Below are 18,810 nucleotides of genomic sequence, written 5' to 3'. Positions count from 1 at the left end.
GCAGGCGGTGTGATTTATCAATGGAAATCAGGAGTGGCACTATGAGCCTCGAATCGACAACCAAACCCGTCAGTGCTTCACGCACGGTGCGCGTGATTAAAAATTTACGCTGGTGGATGCTGGGGATGTTCCTGCTGGGTGTGACCGTTAACTACATCACCCGCAACTCACTCGGCATTCTGGCACCGGAACTCAAAACCAGCCTCAACATGAGTACCGAACAGTACTCCTGGGTGGTGGCGGCGTTCCAGCTGGCCTACACCCTGTTTCAGCCGGTCTGCGGCTGGCTGATCGATGTGATTGGCCTGAAAATGGGCTTCCTGATCTGTGCGCTGGTCTGGTCGGTCACCTGTCTGCTGCACGCGGGGGCCGGAAGCTGGCTGCATCTGGCGTTGCTGCGCTTTGTCATGGGGGCGTCTGAAGCGGCCGCCACGCCAGCTAACGCCAAAGCGATTGGTGACTGGTTCCCGAAAAAAGAGCGGCCGGTGGCAGCAGGCTGGGCGGGCGTCGGCTTCTCCATCGGGGCGATGCTGGCACCGCCCATTATCTACGTTTCCCACATCAACTTTGGCTGGCAGGGCGCCTTCCTGCTGACAGGCAGCCTGGGGCTGCTGTGGGTGCTCTTCTGGTGGTGGGGCTATCACGCTCCGCAGAGCCATCCGCGCCTTTCTGCTGAGGAGCGCGACTTTATCAATCAGGACAACGAAGCCATCGGCGAGAAGCTGCCGTTCTTCAAAGCGCTGAAAGTGATTGGTAAAGAGAAGAAGTTTTACGGTATTGCGATTCCGGCCTTTCTGGCTGAACCCGCCTGGGCGGTGCTGAGCTTCTGGGTGCCGCTCTACCTCGCCAATGAGCGCGGCATGGATCTGAAGCAGATCGTGATGTTTGCCTGGCTGCCCTTCCTGGCGGCTGACCTTGGCAGCGTCGCCAGCGGTTATCTCACCCGCATTTATGTGCGCTGGTTCGGTTTTACCCGCGTCAACTCGATTGTCGCCAGTTCGGTGACGGGCGCGCTGTTAATGGTTTCGCTGGCGCTGATGACGCTGGTGAAAGATCCCCTGCTGGCTATCGCGCTCATCTCCATCGGTGGCTTCGGGCATCAGGTCATCTCCTGCATGCTCAGTGCGCTGGTGGTGGAGCGTTTCGATCGCCGTCAGATGGCGACGGTCAACGGTATGCGCGGCTCCTGCGCCTGGATTGCCAGCTTTATCTTCTCGCTGATTATCGGCGTCACCGCCGACACCATCGGCTTTAATCCGCTGTTTGTGGCGATGGGCTTTTTTGACCTGATTGGTGCCGTTTTCCTGGTGATGCTGATCGCCGATCGACGCCAGCGCCCGGCTAACCCATAAGGATATCGTGATGAAAACCCTGAAGAACTGGACGCTGCATCAGCAGGCCGACCACTTTGTTGAACTCAAGGTCGAAGAGCGGCATCACCTGCGGCTTTACGTGCTGGAGGAGAAGCTGATGCGCGTTCTGCTGAAGCGCGATGGCGAGCTGGCGCTGGACCGCACCTGGAGCATTGCGCCGGTTACGGATGTGCCCTGGCAGGGACGGGATCGTGAGGCGCTGGACGGCTTTACGCTGCCGCCCTTTCAGGTTGAGCACGATGCTCAGCAGCTGCGCCTCAGCACGTCACGGCTGCGGGTTACGGTGCATCAGCCGCTCTGCCTGAGCTGGGAGCAGTTTGATGGTGAGAACTGGCAGCCGCTGACCGCCGACCGTCACACCGGCGCCTATCTGCTCAACGCGCACGGGGATGGGGTGGAGCACTATCAGCGTCGTCAGCCCCAGGATCGGGTTTACGGTCTGGGCGAGAAGAGCGGCGACCTGAACCGCGTCAACCGGCGCTTTGAGATGCGCAATTTGGACGCGATGGGCTACAACGCCGCCAGCACCGACCCGCTCTATAAACATATTCCGTTTACCCTGACGCAGCGCGATGGCGTCAGCTTCGGTTTGTTTTATGACAACCTCAGCAGCAGCTGGCTGGATCTCGGTAACGAACTGGATAACTACCATCTGCCTTACCGCCGCTACCGCGCTGAGGCGGGCGACCTTGATTACTATATGATGCTGGGCCCGACGCTGCTCGACGTCACCAAAGCCTTTGTCCGCCTGACCGGACGGACACTGTTTCAGCCGAAGTGGAGCCTGGGCTACAGCGGCTCGACCATGCACTACACCGACGCGCCGGATGCGCAGCAGCAACTGCAATCCTTTATCCGTCTGTGTCACGAGCATGAGATTCCCTGCGACTCGTTCCAGCTCTCTTCCGGCTATACCTCGATCAATAACAAGCGCTACGTGTTCCACTGGAACTATGACAAAGTCCCGAATCCCGACGGCCTGAGCGCGGCGTTTCACGATGCCGGGATGAAGCTGGCGGCTAACATCAAGCCCTGTCTGTTGCAGGATCATCCGCGCTATCAGGAGGTGGCGGACCGGGGGCTGTTTATTCGGGACTCTGAGCAGGATCGCCCTGAGCGCTCGGTGTTCTGGGATGATGAGGGTTCGCACCTCGATTTTACCCATCCGGAGGCGGTGCGCTGGTGGCAGGAGAACGTCACCCGACAGCTGCTGGAAAAGGGTATCGACGCCACCTGGAACGACAATAACGAATATGAGGTGTGGGATGGCGAAGCACGCTGTCACGGCTTTGGTCAGCCGATCGCTATCAAGCATATCCGGCCGGTAATGCCGCTGCTGATGATGCGCGCCTCCATGGAAGCGCAGCAGCAGTTCGCCCCGAACAAGCGTCCCTATCTCATTTCGCGTTCCGGCTGCGCCGGGATGCAGCGTTACGTACAGACCTGGAGCGGGGATAACCGTACCAGCTGGCAAACCCTGCGCTATAACATCCGCATGGGGCTGGGCATGAGCCTGTCGGGGCTGTTCAACGTCGGACACGATGTCGGGGGATTCTCGGGCGATAAGCCCGATGCCGAGCTGTTTGTGCGCTGGGTTCAGAATGGCGTGATGCATCCGCGCTTTACCATTCACTCATGGAATGACGACCACACGGTGAACGAACCCTGGATGTACCCGGAGGTGACGCCGATGATCCGCGAGGCGATCCGGCTGCGCTATCGTCTGATGCCTTATCTCTACACGCTGGCCTGGCTGGCCAGTTCGGAAGATGAGCCGATGCTGCGTCCGACCTTCCTCGACCACGAGCAGGACCCGCGAACCTATGAGGAGTGTGATGATTTTATGCTGGGTCGCGATCTGCTGGTCGCCAGCGTGGTGGAGCAGGGCGCGCGCAGCCGTCAGGTCTATCTGCCCCGTCATGCCGGTGGCTGGTATGACTGGCACAGTGGCAGGGCGTTTGCGGGCGGCGAGACGATCACACTGGATGCGCCGCTCGATCGGCTGCCTTTGCTGGTGCGGGCCGGTGCGGTCATTCCGCTGGGTGAGTGTGAAAGCACGACCGATGCGCGGCGCGACACGGTGCGGCAGTGGCAGATATGGCCTGCACCTGAAGGGGTAACGACGCAGGGACAAACCTTTGACGATGATGGTGAGAGTCACGGCTGGCAGCAGGGGAACGCCCTGTGGCTCAGCTGGACGTTGTGCAGCAGCGCCACGCGCATCGATCTGACGGTGGAAAAACGCGGTGATTATCAGCCTGCCTGGCGGGAGATCGCGCTGTTACTGCCTGCGGGTGAAGATCGTGAGCTGTGGGTGAATGGCGAGAAAGCGGCGAGTTACCGGCTGCAGTAGCTGTGTTGAGGTGGCAAAGCCGAATCAATCAGTTTCCGGACAGCAACGCTTAAGTTCAGCTGGCAGGGAACAGGGTCAGAGGAGGAAAGCGTCCCGCGCCAGGGATGGCGCGGGCCGAGCGTGCCAGGGATGGCGGCTTTTGCGTCTTTCCGATCTGACCCTGTTCCCTGTGAAAGCACGATCTCACAGCGACCCGGTCTTCTGACTTCGTGGTCCCGACAGAGATTACTCTGCGTGGTTCTCGGTGCTCATGCGGCCCAGATCTTTGTCGACCAGGAAGAGACCGTTGCCGCTGTTGCTGACCAGCGCCAGTTTATCCAGCACGGTTTTGAACAGCTTCTCTTCTTCGTGCTGCTCGGCAACATACCACTGCAGGAAGTTGAAGGTGGAGTAATCCTGTGAGGTCATGGCGGCATGTGCCAGCTCATTGATTTTACGGGTGATAAGCTGCTCGTGCTCCAGCGCCTGCTCCAGGATCTCATTCAATGAATTGAAGGAAACCGGCGGTGCCGCGATGGTTCCCAGTACCGGCATTGCGCCGGTGTCGCTCAGGTAATCAAACAGACGCTGCATGTGCTGCATCTCTTCACGTGAGTGCATTTTCAGGAAGGACGCGGCGCCTTCAAAGCCTTTGTCACAGCACCAGGCACTCATTTGCAGATAAAGATTGGCAGAGAAAAATTCCAGGTTCAGCTGGTCGTTTAAACGTCCAGTCATTTCAGCAGTCAGCATGGCCGAGTCCTTTTTACGAAGATGTTAATTAAACAGGCAGATGCGGCGAATTATGCATCAGACATGTTAGTAATGTGAAGCCTTTTTCGCAAAACAGGGCAATTCATCTGTTTGATTTAAATAGAATTATTCAGCAATTTGAATGCGACCAATTCTCATTTTGTATTACAGGTTATCGGCCTGAAAACAGAGGGGATGGCACCACGCTAGTGCACCTGTAGAGCATCCTGCTGGTGCAATCGCCCTGATGGCGGCATACGAGCGCGGCTACCGTATATGGCCAGCAGGCACGCATCCGCAGCGGAAACAAAATAAATTTCCGTGCCGTCGCGCATATCGCGGGGATGAGAGAGCCGGAGAGGCGAAACAGGGCAGGAATAAAGGCTGACTGCGTCAGCACTGGCATAAATCCTGCTTAGAACTAAGTTCCATATATTGAAACTTGCCCCGACAGGGAACAGGGGCAGGTCAGGTGATCAGGAGAAAATCATGTCAGATGAAACCCGCGTTACACCGATGAAAATGACGGCGACCCGAGGCAGTTATGTCGCGTTAATTTTTGCCATTCTGTTTTTTTCCGGGCTCTTTTATAACGTCGACGGCCTGAAATGGCTTGGCGCGTTTGATTTCACCACGCTGGGCGGCAGTTTTGGCACCATGAAAGATCCCGCCAGCAACACCTTTCTCGGCGCAGGCGGGCTGAGTGCCAAAGCCGGCTTCCTGTTCGCCCTGTCGCTGACACCTACCGTCATGCTGGCGCTGGGCGTGCTGGAGATCTTTACCCACTACGGTGCGATTCGGGCGGCGCACCGGCTGCTGACGCCCTTACTCAGACCCCTGATGGGGCTGCCGGGGCATTGCGGGCTGGCACTCATCACCGACCTGCAAAGCACCGACGCGGGTGCTGCGTTAACGAAAGAGATGGCCGATCAGAAGCAGATTGGTAAGAAAGAGGTGGTGGTCATGAGCGCCTGGCAATATTCCGGGGCCGGGTTAATCAATAACTACTTCGCCATCGGTTCCGCACTCTTTGCCTCAATGACGCTGCCGATCATCATTCCGCTGTTAGTCATGTTCGCGCTGAAATTTGTCGGTGCGGCCATCACGCGCGCTGTGCTAAACAGTGTCTATAAGAAGGATTTTATCGATGGAAAATAAAAGCGTTACTGCCAGCAGCAATCCGTTTGACGTATTTGTTACCGGCGCACGGAAAGGTTTTCATATCGCCATCCACAACCTGATGCCGAATGTGGTGATGGCCTATGTGCTGGCGGAGGTGCTGAATCTGCTGGGCATCATGCAGTTCCTTGGCCATGTTTTTGCGCCTGTGATGGGGCTGTTCGGCTTGCCGGGTGAAGCGATCACGGTGCTGCTGACGGCCTGGCTCTCGTCGTCGGCGGGAACCGGTGTGGCGGTCAGCCTGCTGACCAAAGGGGTGCTGACCGGGGCAGATATCACCATCCTGGCGCCGGCGATTTTTCTGATGGGATCGCAACTGCAATATATGGGACGGCTGCTGGGTGTGGCCGATGTACCCAAAAAATACTGGCCGCTGCTGATGCTGGTAAGCATCATCAACGCGCTGATCGCCATGTCTGTTATGCGTCTGTTTATTCAGGAGTAACATTTTGACTAAGGTACTGGAGCATTATCACACGCTGCATGAAATCCCGGAGCTCGGTTTTCAGGAGTTCAAAACCTCGGCCTATATCGCTGACCAGCTGGAGAAAGCGGGCCTGAAGGTGACGCGCAACATTAACAACACCACCGGTATCGTGGCGGAGATTGACAGCGGTGTCCCGGGGCCGGTGCTGGCCCTGCGGGCGGATATGGATGCACTGGGACACGTGATCGACGGTGTCCCCTGCGCGCGGCACACCTGCGGTCACGATGGTCACTCGTCGGTGGTGCTGACGGCGGCCGCGGCTCTGCTGCAGGAGGGCACAGTGAAACGTGGCCGGCTGAAAATCCTGTTTCAGCCCGCCGAGGAGCTGGGCGCCGGTGCGCTGTCGATGATCGAGGGAGGCGCGCTGGATGATGTAGAGATGATTCTGGGCTTCCATCTGCGTCCGCTGGAGGAGTGCGTCGTGGGGCAGGCGGTGCCAGCGGTGCTTTACTCCGCCTGCAGCACGCTGGAAGCGACAATTAAAGGCCAGCCTGCCCATGCGGCGCGTCCGCATCTGGGCGTGAATGCGCTCGATGCCGCCGTTCAGGCGGTGCAGGCAGTCAACGCCCTGCATCTCTCTCCCGGCCTGACCTGGAGCGTTAAAGCAACCCGTTTCCTGTGTGATGCCGGGGTAACAAACTCGGTGCCGGATGAAGCCCGTGTGGTGTGGGATCTGCGCTCTCAGGAGAATGGACCGATGACCCAGCTCAAAGAGCAGGTCATGCGCGCCATTACCCACAGCGTGGCGGCGCTGGGGGCCAGCGCCGAGGTCCGGGTGCTGAAAGAGATGCCTGCGGCCGAGATCGATGATGAAGCTACGGCGGTGATCCGCGCCGCTATCGTTGAGGTACTGGGCGAAGCGGGTGCACTGCCAGCCCGCACGACGCCAGGCAGCGAGGACTTTTTCTACTATCCGGTGAAGCGTCCGGGAGTGAAAGCGGGATTCTGGGGGCTGGGTACTAACCTGACGCCAGGGCTGCACCATCCCGATATGCGATTTGACCTCAACTCGCTGGAGATCGGCGTGCAGATCTTCAAAGCCTGCGTCAGAAAGGTGCTGGGATAACAAAAACAGGGCGGGCGCGGGTCAGCCCCGCCCTGAGCCACTCTTCACCGCGCTATCTCCGCTAAATCCTGCCCCTTCCCCTGTAGGCCGCGCGCGCAAAATATTGTATGCTATGCCGCCTTAAAGCTGACCAGGTAACCGGAATTCACGCCAATGTAACTTCGCGCTGACCCGCCAACGATAAAAGATCGTTCTGGCACCGTTTACCCGCCGGTAAGGTTCTGCCGGCCACCGTGATTTATCAGCAGCGCCTGTGACCCGCGCTGCTCCATTGAGAAGAATTCATGTCTAATCCCTTTTTAGAAGAGGTGGCACGCCGCCGCACCTTCGCGATCATTTCGCATCCGGATGCCGGTAAAACCACGATTACCGAAAAAGTGCTGCTGTTCGGACAGGCTATCCAGACTGCCGGTACGGTTAAAGGCCGCGGCTCTAACCAGCACGCTAAGTCGGACTGGATGGAGATGGAGAAACAGCGTGGTATCTCCATTACGACCTCGGTGATGCAGTTCCCTTACCGTGACAGCCTGGTGAACCTGCTGGATACCCCAGGTCACGAAGATTTCTCGGAAGACACCTACCGCACCCTGACCGCCGTGGACTGCTGTCTGATGGTGATCGATGCCGCGAAAGGCGTCGAGGATCGTACCCGTAAGCTGATGGAAGTCACCCGTCTGCGCGATACGCCGATCCTGACCTTTATGAACAAACTTGACCGTGACATCCGCGATCCGATGGAGCTGCTGGATGAGGTGGAAAGCGAGCTGAAAATCGCCTGCGCACCGATCACCTGGCCGATTGGCTGCGGCAAGCTGTTCAAAGGGGTTTATCATCTCTACAAAGATGAGACCTATCTCTACCAGTCCGGTAAAGGGCACACCATTCAGGACGTGCGCATCGTGAAGGGGCTGAATAACCCGGAACTCGACAGCGCCGTCGGTGAAGATCTGGCGACGCAGCTGCGTGAAGAGCTGGAGCTGGTGCAGGGTGCCTCGCACGAGTTTGAGCAGGAAGCGTTCCTGAGCGGCGAACTCTCGCCGGTCTTCTTCGGTACCGCGCTGGGTAACTTTGGCGTGGATCATATGCTGGATGGCCTGGTCTCCTGGGCGCCGCGTCCGATGCCACGTCAGACCGACACCCGCACTGTCGAAGCACAGGAAGAGAAGTTCACCGGCTTTGTCTTTAAGATCCAGGCAAACATGGACCCGAAACACCGTGACCGCGTCGCCTTTATGCGTGTGGTGTCCGGGAAGTATGAAAAGGGGATGAAGCTGCGTCAGGTGCGCACCGGCAAAGATGTGATGATCTCCGATGCGCTGACCTTCATGGCGGGCGACCGTTCCCATGTGGAAGAAGCCTATCCTGGCGACATCATCGGCCTGCATAACCACGGCACCATTCAGATCGGCGACACCTTTACTCAGGGTGAAAATATGAAGTTCACCGGGATTCCGAACTTCGCGCCAGAACTGTTCCGCCGTATCCGTCTGCGCGATCCGCTGAAGCAGAAACAGCTGCTGAAAGGGCTGGTTCAGCTGTCGGAAGAGGGCGCGGTGCAGGTGTTCCGCCCGGTGCACAATAACGATCTGATCGTGGGTGCGGTCGGGGTGCTGCAGTTCGACGTGGTCGTCGCACGTCTGAAGAGCGAATATAACGTCGAAGCGATCTACGAAGCGATCAACGTCTCTACGGCGCGCTGGGTTGAGTGCGACGACGTGAAAAAGTTTGATGACTTCCAGCGTAAAAACGAAGTTAACCTGGCGCTCGATGGCGGCGATAATCTGACCTATATCGCGCCTACCATGGTCAACCTCAATATTACCCAGGAACGTTATCCGGACGTTCGTTTCCGCAAAACGCGCGAGCACTGATCGCGCTGTTTCCGGGCCATTCCAGCAGGGAATGGCCCTGTTTTCCCCGCTACAGACTCCTCCTAAAAACCCTGTTTTTCTGCTGTTTTAACGTGCGATCAACCAGTTAGCCAGGCAAATCACAAAATGCCGACTATGATTATTCTATCGGACGGCGAAAGAGACTTCTCTTGTCCTTACGTCCTGTAACGCAGCGGCACCTGTGCTGCTGTTTCGCCCACAGTTTTGGGTGAGTTAACTGATAGAAGGAAGATATCGATGAACAAGACTAAGATTGCTAAAACCCTGATGGCCGCCATGATTGGCTCAGCACTGATCAGCGGCAGCGCCCTGGCTGACGAATCACTTTCTCAGAAAGCGTCTCAGACTGCCGACAGCGCGGGTTCGAAAATCGATAGTTCTATGAAAAAAGTCGATGGTTATATGGATGACAGCGGCATCACCGCCAAAGCCAAAGCGGCACTGGTGGATGACGACGCCATTAAAAGCACGGATATCTCGGTAAAAACGCATCAGGGCGTCGTGACCTTAAGCGGTTTCGTCACCTCACAGGATCAGGCTGAAAAGGCTGTGGCTGTGGTGCAGAAAATCGAAGGTGTTAAATCCGTCAGCGACAAACTACACGTCAGAGACAGCAAAACCACTTCTGTGAAAGGTTATGCGGGCGATGCCGCAACGACCAGCGAAATTAAAGCTAAGCTATTAGCGGATGACATTGTTCCGTCGCGCAACGTTAAAGTTGAAACCACCGACGGCGTTGTTCAGCTTTCAGGGCATGTGGCGAGTAAAGCACAGTCAGACCGTGCTGAAAGCATCGCTAAAGCCATTGAAGGCGTGAAAAGCGTTAAGAATGACCTGACGGTTAAATCTTAATGGCTGCAGTGCGGTCACGGTTGTGGCCGCACGAATAAAAGAGACCCATCCGGGGATGAAATAAGCAGTTCGAATTTAAATAGGGTAAGGAGAGGCTTATGTTTCGTTGGGGCATTATTTTTCTGGTGATCGCACTGATTGCTGCAGCGTTAGGTTTTGGCGGTTTAGCGGGTACAGCAGCATGGGCAGCTAAAGTTGTCTTCGTTGTTGGTATTATCCTGTTCCTCATCAGCCTGTTTACCGGCCGTAAAAAGCTTTAGCCGATGAGTCCTGCAGTGTAATGCAACGCAAAGCATAGAGCGGAGACCAGTCATCGTCAGCGACAGACGTGAAGAGAGGGACACCTTCATATCGCGACGGTGGTCAGCCTGCCTGGCAGGTTTACCGGTTAAAGGAATAGAGGACTGGTTCTCCGGAATGCTGCCGCTGCAAGCGGATTGCTCCCCCAGCCTGCCCGGAGCCCTTCTGAGGTTCGCACAGTGGGTATACGCATTCCTGTCACGCTTGGTGCCATTGAACCTCTGGCACTGATCCCCTTTAAATCGCAGAAGATTGCCCTGGTGTGTGAAGGTGGCGGTCAGCGCGGTATTTTCACCGCCGGTGTCCTGGATGAATTTCAGCGCGCCCGATTTAACCCGTTTCAGCTGATGCTTGGCACCTCTGCCGGCGCACAAAATCTCTCTGCCTATGTTTGTGGTCAGCCCGGCTATGCCCGGCGCGTCATTACCCGATATACCACCAGCAAACTCTTTTTCGATCCGCTGCGCTTTGTGCGCGGGGGAAATCTTATCGATCTCGACTGGCTGATTGAGATTACCCGCAGTGAGTTTCCGCTGGCGATGAGCAGTGCAGAGCAGATGTTCTCCAGCGGCCGCGAATTTTATATGTGCGCCTGCCGCAGTGACGATTACACCCCGGGCTACTTTACGCCCACTGCCGACAACTGGCTGGATCTGATCAAAGCCTCCAGCGCTATCCCCGGCTTTTACCGGCTGGGGGTCAATCTGGAGGGGATCAGCTATCTCGACGGCGGCATCAGCGATGCCATTCCGGTGCGTGAGGCGGCCCGTCGCGGGGCTGACACCATCGTGGTGATCCGCACCGTGCCGTCGCAGATGTTCTACACGCCGAAATGGTTCAGGCGGATGGAGCGCTGGCTCAGCACCGGCGCGTTGCAGCCAATGGTGAATGTGGTCAACCGGCACGAGCAGAGCTATCGGGAAATTCAGCAGTTCATTGAGAATCCCCCCGATGATTTGCGTATCATCGAAATCTTTCCGCCGCATGCGCTGGCCAGCAGTGCGCTTGGCAGTCGCATCAGCTCACTGAATCAGGATTATCATCTGGGACGGCGCTGCGGCCGCTATTTCCTCGCGACGCTGGGGCAGTGGCTGAGCGATGCGGAACCGCTGACCTCGCCGCGCATCGTCACGCCCGCTGCCCCGGTGGCGAACGCGCCCGATACCCGCCAGATTATCACACCATCGCTGGCGGATAACGATGAGCATTACGACAAAGGATCGCTGGCATGAAGTTTATCGACACGCACTGCCACTTCGACTTTCCGCCGTTTGAGGGGGATGTTCCCGCCAGCCTGGCGCGCGCCGCTGAGGCGGGCGTGGAGAAGATCATCGTTCCGGCGATTGATGCCAGCCGCTTTGAGCGGGTCTCTGCGCTGGCCGCGGCGCATCCGGCCTTATATGCCGCGCTGGGGCTGCATCCGATCGTGATTGAAGCGCATCAGGACTCCCATCTCGACCAGCTTGAAACGCTGCTGCAACAGCGACCGCGTAAGCTGGTGGCGATCGGCGAGATCGGGCTGGATCTCTATCGCGACGATCCGCAGTTTGATAAGCAGCAGCGCTTTCTTGAGGCGCAGCTTAAGCTGGCGAAAACCTATCAGCTGCCGGTGATCCTGCATTCACGGCGCACGCATGACAAACTCGCGCAGATCCTGCGTCGTCACGATCTGCCACGCCGTGGCGTGGTGCATGGTTTTGCTGGCAGCCTGCAGCAGGCGCAGGCTTTTATCCGGCTGGGCTATGCGATTGGCGTTGGCGGCACCATCACCTATGAGCGCGCCAGCAAAACCCGTCAGACCGTGGCGCAGCTGCCACTCTCTTCGCTGCTGCTGGAAACCGATGCCCCTGATATGCCGCTGCAGGGCTTTCAGGGCCAGCCCAACCGTCCTGAACAGGCGCGTCGGGTGTGGGAGGTGCTCTGCAGCCTGCGTGACGAGTCACCTGAAGAAATTGCCGATGCCCTGTGGCACAACAGCCAGCAGCTGTTCCGGCTCGATCCCGCCTTTCCGGCGCTGCGCCCATAAATGTGATAATAGTAACATCGCATCGCCTGACGTATAATGGCCATTAATCCGCGTTATCTGCGATTTTTGTCACAGCCTGCGTGGTAATATTGCACCAATTTCTTATTTCTATGTGACTGCTGGCACATATCAGGCCGCTTCAGAGTGTTATTATTGTAACATTCCGCCGGCGAGCCGGTGGGTTGCACCCCGATTCTTTGGAGAGCCTCATGACCGATATCAAACACCTCGCCCTGCGCGCCCTGAAACTGATGGATTTGACTACCCTGAATGAGGACGACACCGATGCAAAAGTGATCGCCCTGTGCCATCAGGCCAAATCCCCGGCAGGCAACACCGCCGCAATCTGCATCTATCCGCGTTTTATTCCGATTGCGCGTAAAACGCTGCGCGAGCAGGGCACGCCGGAGATTCGTATCGCCACGGTGACGAACTTCCCGCACGGCAATGATGACATCGACATTGCGCTGGCCGAGACCCGTGCCGCAATCGCCTACGGTGCCGATGAAGTGGATGTGGTGTTCCCCTATCGCGCGCTGATCGCCGGGAACAGTCAGGTCGGCTTCGATCTGGTCAAAGCCTGTAAAACGGCCTGTGCGGAAGCGAATGTGCTGCTGAAAGTGATCATCGAAACCGGTGAGCTGAAGCAGGAAGCGCTGATTCGTCAGGCGTCAGAAATCGCCATCGACGCCGGTGCCGACTTTATCAAAACCTCTACCGGCAAAGTGCCGGTCAACGCGACGCCCGAAGTGGCGCAGATCATGATGAATGTGATCCGGGATAAAGGCGTCAGTGAGCAGGTTGGCTTTAAACCTGCGGGCGGCGTGCGCACCGCGGAAGATGCCGCACTCTATGTGCAAATGGCGGAAGAGACGCTGGGCGCCGACTGGGCCGATGCGCGCCATTTTCGCTTTGGTGCCTCCAGCCTGCTGGCGAGCCTGCTGAATACCCTGGGTCACAACAGCGACACCAGTAAAGCCGGTTACTGATCCTTCTGGCGGTCGCGGACCGCCTTTTCCCCACCGCATCTTTTCTGAACCAGGGGGCTTTCGTGTTCCTGCCACAAGAAATTATTCGTAAAAAACGTGACGGCCATGCGCTGACTGAAGAGGAGATTCGCTTCTTCATCAACGGCGTGCGCGATAACAGCGTTTCGGAAGGCCAGATTGCTGCGCTGGCGATGACCATCTATTTTCATGATATGACCCTGCCTGAGCGGGTGGCGCTGACGATGGCGATGCGCGACTCCGGTACGGTGCTCAACTGGCAATCACTCCATCTCAACGGCCCGGTAGTGGACAAGCACTCTACCGGCGGCGTTGGCGATGTGACGTCACTGATGTTAGGACCGATGGTGGCGGCGTGCGGCGGCTATGTGCCGATGATCTCCGGGCGTGGATTGGGCCACACCGGGGGCACGCTGGATAAGCTGGAGGCGATTCCGGGCTTCGACATCTTCCCCAGCGATGACCGTTTTCGCGAGATCATTAAGCAGGTGGGTGTGGCGATTATCGGCCAGACCCGCTCGCTGGCCCCGGCGGACAAGCGTTTCTACGCCACGCGTGACATCACCGCCACCGTTGATTCCATTCCGCTGATCACCGCCTCGATTCTGGCGAAAAAGCTGGCCGAGGGACTGGATGCACTGGTGATGGATGTGAAAGTCGGCTCTGGCGCGTTTATGCCAACCTATGACGCCTCTGAGCAGCTGGCGCAGTCGATCGTGGGCGTCGCCAATGGCGCAGGCTGTCAGACCACAGCTCTGCTGACCGACATGAATCAGGTGCTCGCCTCCTCCGCAGGTAATGCGCTGGAAGTGCGTGAAGCGGTGCGTTTCCTCACCGGCGAGCAGCGCAATCCGCGCCTACTGGAGGTGACGCTGGCGCTCTGCAGTGAAATGCTGATCTCCGGTAAACTGGCTGCCAGCGACGCCGAAGCACGTCAGAAGCTGATGGCGGTGCTGGACAACGGCAGCGCGGCCGACTGCTTCGGACGTATGGTCGCGGCTCAGCAGGGTCCGGCCGATTTTGTCGAACGCTACGACACCTATCTGCCACAGGCGATGCTGAGCAGACCGGTATATGCCGACCAGCCAGGCATCGTCAGCCGTATGGATACCCGTGCGCTGGGGCTGGCCGTGGTCGCGCTGGGCGGCGGACGTCAGCGTGCCAGCGACAGCATCGATTACAGCGTCGGCCTGAGCGACATGATCACCCTGGGCGAACGGGCCGACGCACAGCGTCCTCTGGCGATGATTCACGCCAGCAGCGAAGAGCAGTGGCAGCAGGCCGCCGCCGCGGTGAAAGCCGCGCTGGTGCTGGGTGACAGCGCCCCGGCTGAGATGCCGGTTGTCTATCGCCGTGTGAGCGATATCCGCTAACTGGCCCGTAACCCGTGCCAGCCGCGATGCATTCAGGTATACTGATCTGATCGCTTTTTTTTGACTTGTCACGCGCCAATGCGCAGGAGACTTGCATGAAACGTGCTTTTATTATGGTTCTCGATTCCTTTGGAATTGGCTCCAGTAAAGATGCCGATAAGTTCGGTGACGCAGGTTCAGATACCCTGGGTCACATCGCTGAAGCCTGTTTTAAAGGTGAAGCAGACAAGGGACGTAAAGGCCCTCTGCATCTGCCTAATCTTACCGCGCTGGGTCTGGGTAAAGCCGCGGAGCTGTCGACCGGTCGCTTCCCGGCCGGTCTGGACCCTGAGGCGACGATCACCGGCGCCTACGCCTACGCCAGTGAGCTGTCTTCGGGCAAAGATACGCCGTCAGGCCACTGGGAAATCGCCGGTGTGCCGGTACTGTTTGACTGGGGCTACTTCAGCGACAAAGAGAACAGCTTCCCGCAGGATTTGCTGGACAAGCTGGTGGAGCGCGCTGACCTGCCGGGCTACCTCGGAAACTGCCACTCATCAGGCACCGTGATCCTCGATCAGCTGGGTGAAGAGCATATGAAAACCGGCAAGCCGATTTTCTATACCTCGGCAGACTCGGTGTTCCAGATCGCCTGTCATGAAGAGACCTTTGGCCTCGACCGCCTTTATGCGCTGTGTGAAATCGCCCGTGAAGAGCTGACGGAAGGGGGCTATAACATCGGCCGCGTGATTGCCCGTCCGTTTGTGGGTGACAAAGCGGGGCAGTTTGAGCGCACCGGCAACCGTCACGACCTGGCGGTTGAGCCACCTTCAGCCACCATGCTGAAAAAGCTGGTGGATGAGAAAGGCGGACATGTGATTTCCGTGGGTAAAATCGCCGATATCTATGCGGAGCAGGGCATTACCAAAAAGGTCAAAGCGACCGGTCTGGATGCGCTGTTTGACGCGACGATCCAGGAGATGAAAACGGCACCGGATCACGCGATTGTTTTCACCAACTTCGTGGATTTTGACTCCACCTGGGGGCATCGCCGCGATGTCGCCGGTTATGCTGGCGGCCTGGAGCTGTTTGACCGTCGCCTGCCTGAGCTGATGGAGCTGGTCGGCGAAGATGACATTCTGATCCTCACCGCGGACCACGGCTGTGACCCGACCTGGCAAGGCACCGAGCATACGCGTGAGCACATTCCGATTCTGATCTACGGACCGAAGGTGGAGCCGGGCTCACTGGGCTACCGCGAGACGTTCGCCGATATTGGTCAGACAATTGCACACTACTTTGGCCTGTCCGACATGGACTATGGCAAGAACATGCTGTAAATCAGCACTTTAATAAGGATTTAAACCATGGCTACTCCTCACATCAATGCTGAAATGGGCGATTTTGCCGATGTTGTTCTGATGCCCGGCGATCCGCTGCGTGCAAAGCACATCGCAGAAACCTTCCTGGAAAACCCGGTTGAAGTGAACAATGTGCGTGGCATGCTGGGCTATACCGGCACTTACAAAGGCCGCAAAGTCTCTGTCATGGGTCACGGAATGGGTATCCCTTCCTGCTCCATCTACACCAAAGAGCTGATCACTGACTTCGGCGTGAAGAAGATCATCCGTGTTGGCTCCTGTGGTGCCGTGCGTCCTGACGTCAAACTGCGTGACATCGTGATTGGTATGGGTGCCTGCACCGATTCCAAAGTGAACCGTATGCGTTTCAAAGATCACGACTTCGCGGCGATTGCTGACTTCGACATGGTGCGCAACGCGGTGGATGCGGCGAAAAACCTGGGTGTTGAAGCACGCGTCGGTAATATCTTCTCTGCCGACCTTTTCTACACCCCGGATCCGCAGATGTTCGACGTGATGGAAAAATATGGCATCCTCGGCGTCGAGATGGAAGCGGCAGGCATCTACGGTGTGGCCGCTGAGTTTGGCGCCAAAGCGCTGACCATCTGCACGGTATCAGACCACATCCGTACGCATGAGCAGACCACAGCGGCTGAACGTCAGACGACGTTCAACGACATGATTAAGATCGCACTGGAATCTGTCCTGCTGGGTGATTAATCCCTCTGGCGGGCGCTGTCGTCCGCCATCTGTTCAGATCCTCTTTAACCGGAGGATCTGCCTCACTCCCCCGCGCTCTCCCGTAACATTCACATCAAATGACACACTTTTGCCGAGGCTTGTGCATCTTCGTGCTGGCACCGCCGCGAACGCGCTTTATTATGGTGCGCAACAACAGATAATAATTAATCGCCAGATAATGCCCCCTGATGAATTTTCGTAACTTCGAAGCTGAAGAGAAGCTCTTTGCCCGCCGTGCTGCAGTTGCCTTTGCTCTGGTCTGTCTCTGTTTCACTATTCTTGGCGTGAACCTTTTCCGTCTGCAGGTGCGCGATCACGGCTATTACCAGACGCGCTCCAATCAGAACGACATCAAGATGATCCCCATCGCGCCGACGCGCGGGCTGATCTATGACCGCAACGGCATTCCGCTGGTGCGTAACGTCAGCTGGTACGCCATCACGCTGACGCCGTATAAAATCAGCGATATGGAAGCGACGCTGCGCGAGCTGACGCCGCTCGTGGATCTGACGCCCGATGAGATCGACACCTTCCGCCATGCGCTGAAGCAGACCAGCCGCTACAAGCCGGTGGTGCTGAAAGAGGAACTGACCGAAGAGGAGGTCGCCCGCTTTGCGGTGAATCAGTTTCGCTTCACCGGTGCCAGCCTTGAGACCTATCAGGATCGGGAATATCCCTACGGGGCCGATCTGGCACATGTGGTCGGTTATGTTTCGAAAATCAACGACAGCGACTACAAGCGCCTGAATGAAGAGGGGATCGCCGAAAACTATGCGGCGGACCATAATATCGGCAAGCAGGGCATTGAGGGCTATTACGAAGCGCTGCTGCACGGCAAGCCGGGCTATCAGGAAGTGGAAGTGGATAACCACGGCCGCATTGTCCGGGTGCTGAAAGAGGTGCCGCCGGTGGCAGGCAAGAACCTGACGCTGACGCTGGATCTCCATCTGCAGCAGTATGTGGAAAGCCGCCTGGCGGGGCAGCGTGCGGCGCTGCTGATTGAAGATCCGCACGACGGTTCGGTGCTGGCGATGGTCTCCAGCCCCAGCTATGACCCCAATCCGTTTGTCAAAGGCATCAGCTATCAGGCCTACAAAAAGCTGCTGCAGGATAAAAACCTGCCGCTGATTAACCGCGTCACGCAGGGACTCTATCCGCCCGCCTCGACGGTAAAACCTTACATGGCGATGTCGGCTCTGCTGACCCATGTGATTACGCCGCAGACGCAGTTCTTTGGCGCGCCGACCTGGACGCTGCCGGGCACCGACCGGCGCTATCGCGACTGGAAAAAGACGGGCCACGGTATGCTGGATGTGACCCGCGCCATTGAAGAGTCTGCCGACACCTTTTTCTATCAGGTGGCGTTTATGATGGGCATCGATCGCATTCACACCATGCTCAGCCAGTTCGGCTATGGCAAATCGACCGGTATCGATCTGAATGAGGAGTATAACGGCCTGCTGCCGAGCCGCGAGTGGAAACAGAAGGTGCATAAAAAGCCGTGGTATCAGGGCGATACGGTCTCCGTCGGCATTGGCCAGGGCTACTGGATCGCGACGCCGATTCAGATGGTGAAAGCGATGGTGGCGCTGATCAACAACGGCAGGGTGATTGCGCCGCATCTGCTGGAGAAAACCCAGCGCGGCACCCTGGTAGAGAACTACCATCCACCGCTGCGCGAAACGCAGATTGGCGATCCCCATTCTCCCTACTGGGCGCTGGTGCGCCGTGCGATGTTTGGCATGGCGAACTCACCTAACGGCACCGGCTATAAATATTTCCACACGGCGCCTTATGGCATCGCCGCGAAAAGCGGCACCTCGCAGGTTTTCAGCCTGCGCCAGAACCAGACCTATAACGCGAAGATGATCCCGGTCCGGCTGCGTGACCATATCTTCTACACCGCCTTTGCCCCCTTTAACGACCCGAAGGTCGCGGTGGCCCTGATTCTGGAGAATGGCGGCGGGGAAGGGGTGACGGCTGCGCCGGTGATGCGGGATATTCTGGACCATATCTTTATCCCGCCCGCGCCAGAGGCGACGGTGTCCGCCACCCAGACCGCGCAGACCGCGCAGTAAAAGGGGGCCAC

16 protein-coding genes are annotated in these 18,810 nt (G+C 57.7%); 15 read left to right on the top strand and 1 reads right to left on the bottom strand.

The features are described 5' to 3' along the window. The first annotated feature begins 41 nt into the window (after window positions 1-41). Window positions 42-1,352 (top strand): MFS transporter, encoded by a 1,311-nt coding sequence (locus tag HFD92_RS15270; RefSeq protein ID WP_111208156.1) that lies wholly within the window; start codon window positions 42-44, stop codon window positions 1,350-1,352. Between the two features lie 10 nt (window positions 1,353-1,362). Next, a complete protein-coding gene (locus tag HFD92_RS15265; protein WP_111208155.1) occupies window positions 1,363-3,726 on the top strand; it encodes a TIM-barrel domain-containing protein in 2,364 nt (787 codons plus the stop codon). Between the two features lie 225 nt (window positions 3,727-3,951). On the opposite strand, the gene ftnA is transcribed toward HFD92_RS15265, so the two are convergent. Beyond that, complete coding sequence (gene ftnA, locus HFD92_RS15260) at window positions 3,952-4,458, bottom strand: non-heme ferritin (protein WP_009087216.1); 507 nt, start codon at window positions 4,456-4,458, stop codon at window positions 3,952-3,954. Between the two features lie 489 nt (window positions 4,459-4,947). Between ftnA and HFD92_RS15255 the strand changes: the two genes are divergently transcribed. The 13 genes from HFD92_RS15255 (at window position 4,948) to mrdA (ending at window position 18,799) form a co-directional block, all read left to right on the top strand. After that, window positions 4,948-5,616 carry a nucleoside recognition domain-containing protein gene (locus HFD92_RS15255; RefSeq protein ID WP_009087213.1) on the top strand — a complete coding sequence of 223 codons (669 nt, stop codon included), beginning with the start codon at window positions 4,948-4,950 and terminating at the stop codon, window positions 5,614-5,616. Continuing rightward, window positions 5,606-6,082, top strand: coding sequence for a YjiG family protein (locus HFD92_RS15250; RefSeq protein WP_167429202.1), 477 nt, complete (start codon window positions 5,606-5,608; stop codon window positions 6,080-6,082). Before HFD92_RS15255 ends, HFD92_RS15250 begins: the two co-directional genes overlap by 11 nt. A 4-nt stretch (window positions 6,083-6,086) precedes the next feature. Beyond that, window positions 6,087-7,190 (top strand): M20 peptidase aminoacylase family protein, encoded by a 1,104-nt coding sequence (locus HFD92_RS15245; protein WP_111208154.1) that lies wholly within the window; start codon window positions 6,087-6,089, stop codon window positions 7,188-7,190. 284 nt (window positions 7,191-7,474) lie between these two features. Continuing rightward, a complete protein-coding gene (gene prfC, locus HFD92_RS15240; protein WP_009087207.1) occupies window positions 7,475-9,061 on the top strand; it encodes a peptide chain release factor 3 in 1,587 nt (528 codons plus the stop codon). Window positions 9,062-9,319: 258 nt separating this feature from the next. Further along, a complete protein-coding gene (gene osmY / locus HFD92_RS15235; RefSeq protein ID WP_046102542.1) occupies window positions 9,320-9,934 on the top strand; it encodes a molecular chaperone OsmY in 615 nt (204 codons plus the stop codon). 98 nt (window positions 9,935-10,032) lie between these two features. Next, the gene (locus HFD92_RS15230) at window positions 10,033-10,194 is read left to right on the top strand and encodes a DUF1328 domain-containing protein (RefSeq protein ID WP_003848537.1); all 162 of its coding nucleotides are present in this window, start codon (window positions 10,033-10,035) and stop codon (window positions 10,192-10,194) included. 219 nt (window positions 10,195-10,413) lie between these two features. Then, a complete protein-coding gene (locus HFD92_RS15225; protein ID WP_167429201.1) occupies window positions 10,414-11,466 on the top strand; it encodes a patatin family protein in 1,053 nt (350 codons plus the stop codon). Further along, on the top strand, window positions 11,463-12,260 hold the full coding sequence (locus tag HFD92_RS15220; protein WP_167429200.1) for a TatD family hydrolase: 798 nt from the start codon (window positions 11,463-11,465) through the stop codon (window positions 12,258-12,260). Before HFD92_RS15225 ends, HFD92_RS15220 begins: the two co-directional genes overlap by 4 nt. Window positions 12,261-12,469: 209 nt before the next feature. Continuing rightward, window positions 12,470-13,249, top strand: coding sequence for a deoxyribose-phosphate aldolase (deoC, locus tag HFD92_RS15215; RefSeq protein WP_167429199.1), 780 nt, complete (start codon window positions 12,470-12,472; stop codon window positions 13,247-13,249). Window positions 13,250-13,311: 62 nt separating this feature from the next. Beyond that, entirely contained in the window at window positions 13,312-14,640 is a 1,329-nt protein-coding gene (deoA, locus tag HFD92_RS15210) for a thymidine phosphorylase (protein WP_167429198.1), read from the top strand. A 95-nt stretch (window positions 14,641-14,735) separates the two neighbouring features. Further along, the gene (gene deoB / locus HFD92_RS15205) at window positions 14,736-15,959 is read left to right on the top strand and encodes a phosphopentomutase (protein ID WP_167429197.1); all 1,224 of its coding nucleotides are present in this window, start codon (window positions 14,736-14,738) and stop codon (window positions 15,957-15,959) included. A 27-nt stretch (window positions 15,960-15,986) separates the two neighbouring features. Beyond that, window positions 15,987-16,700 (top strand): purine-nucleoside phosphorylase, encoded by a 714-nt coding sequence (deoD, locus tag HFD92_RS15200; RefSeq protein WP_009087192.1) that lies wholly within the window; start codon window positions 15,987-15,989, stop codon window positions 16,698-16,700. Window positions 16,701-16,909: 209 nt separating this feature from the next. After that, window positions 16,910-18,799: a penicillin-binding protein 2 gene (gene mrdA, locus HFD92_RS15195; protein ID WP_009087190.1), complete on the top strand. Its 1,890-nt coding sequence runs from the start codon at window positions 16,910-16,912 to the stop codon at window positions 18,797-18,799. Window positions 18,800-18,810: the final 11 nt, after the last annotated feature.

Source organism: Pantoea sp. EKM101V (assembly GCF_011800325.1).
GTDB classification, from domain to species: domain Bacteria; phylum Pseudomonadota; class Gammaproteobacteria; order Enterobacterales; family Enterobacteriaceae; genus Pantoea; species Pantoea anthophila.
This window is presented reverse-complemented; position numbering and strand designations above follow the sequence as displayed.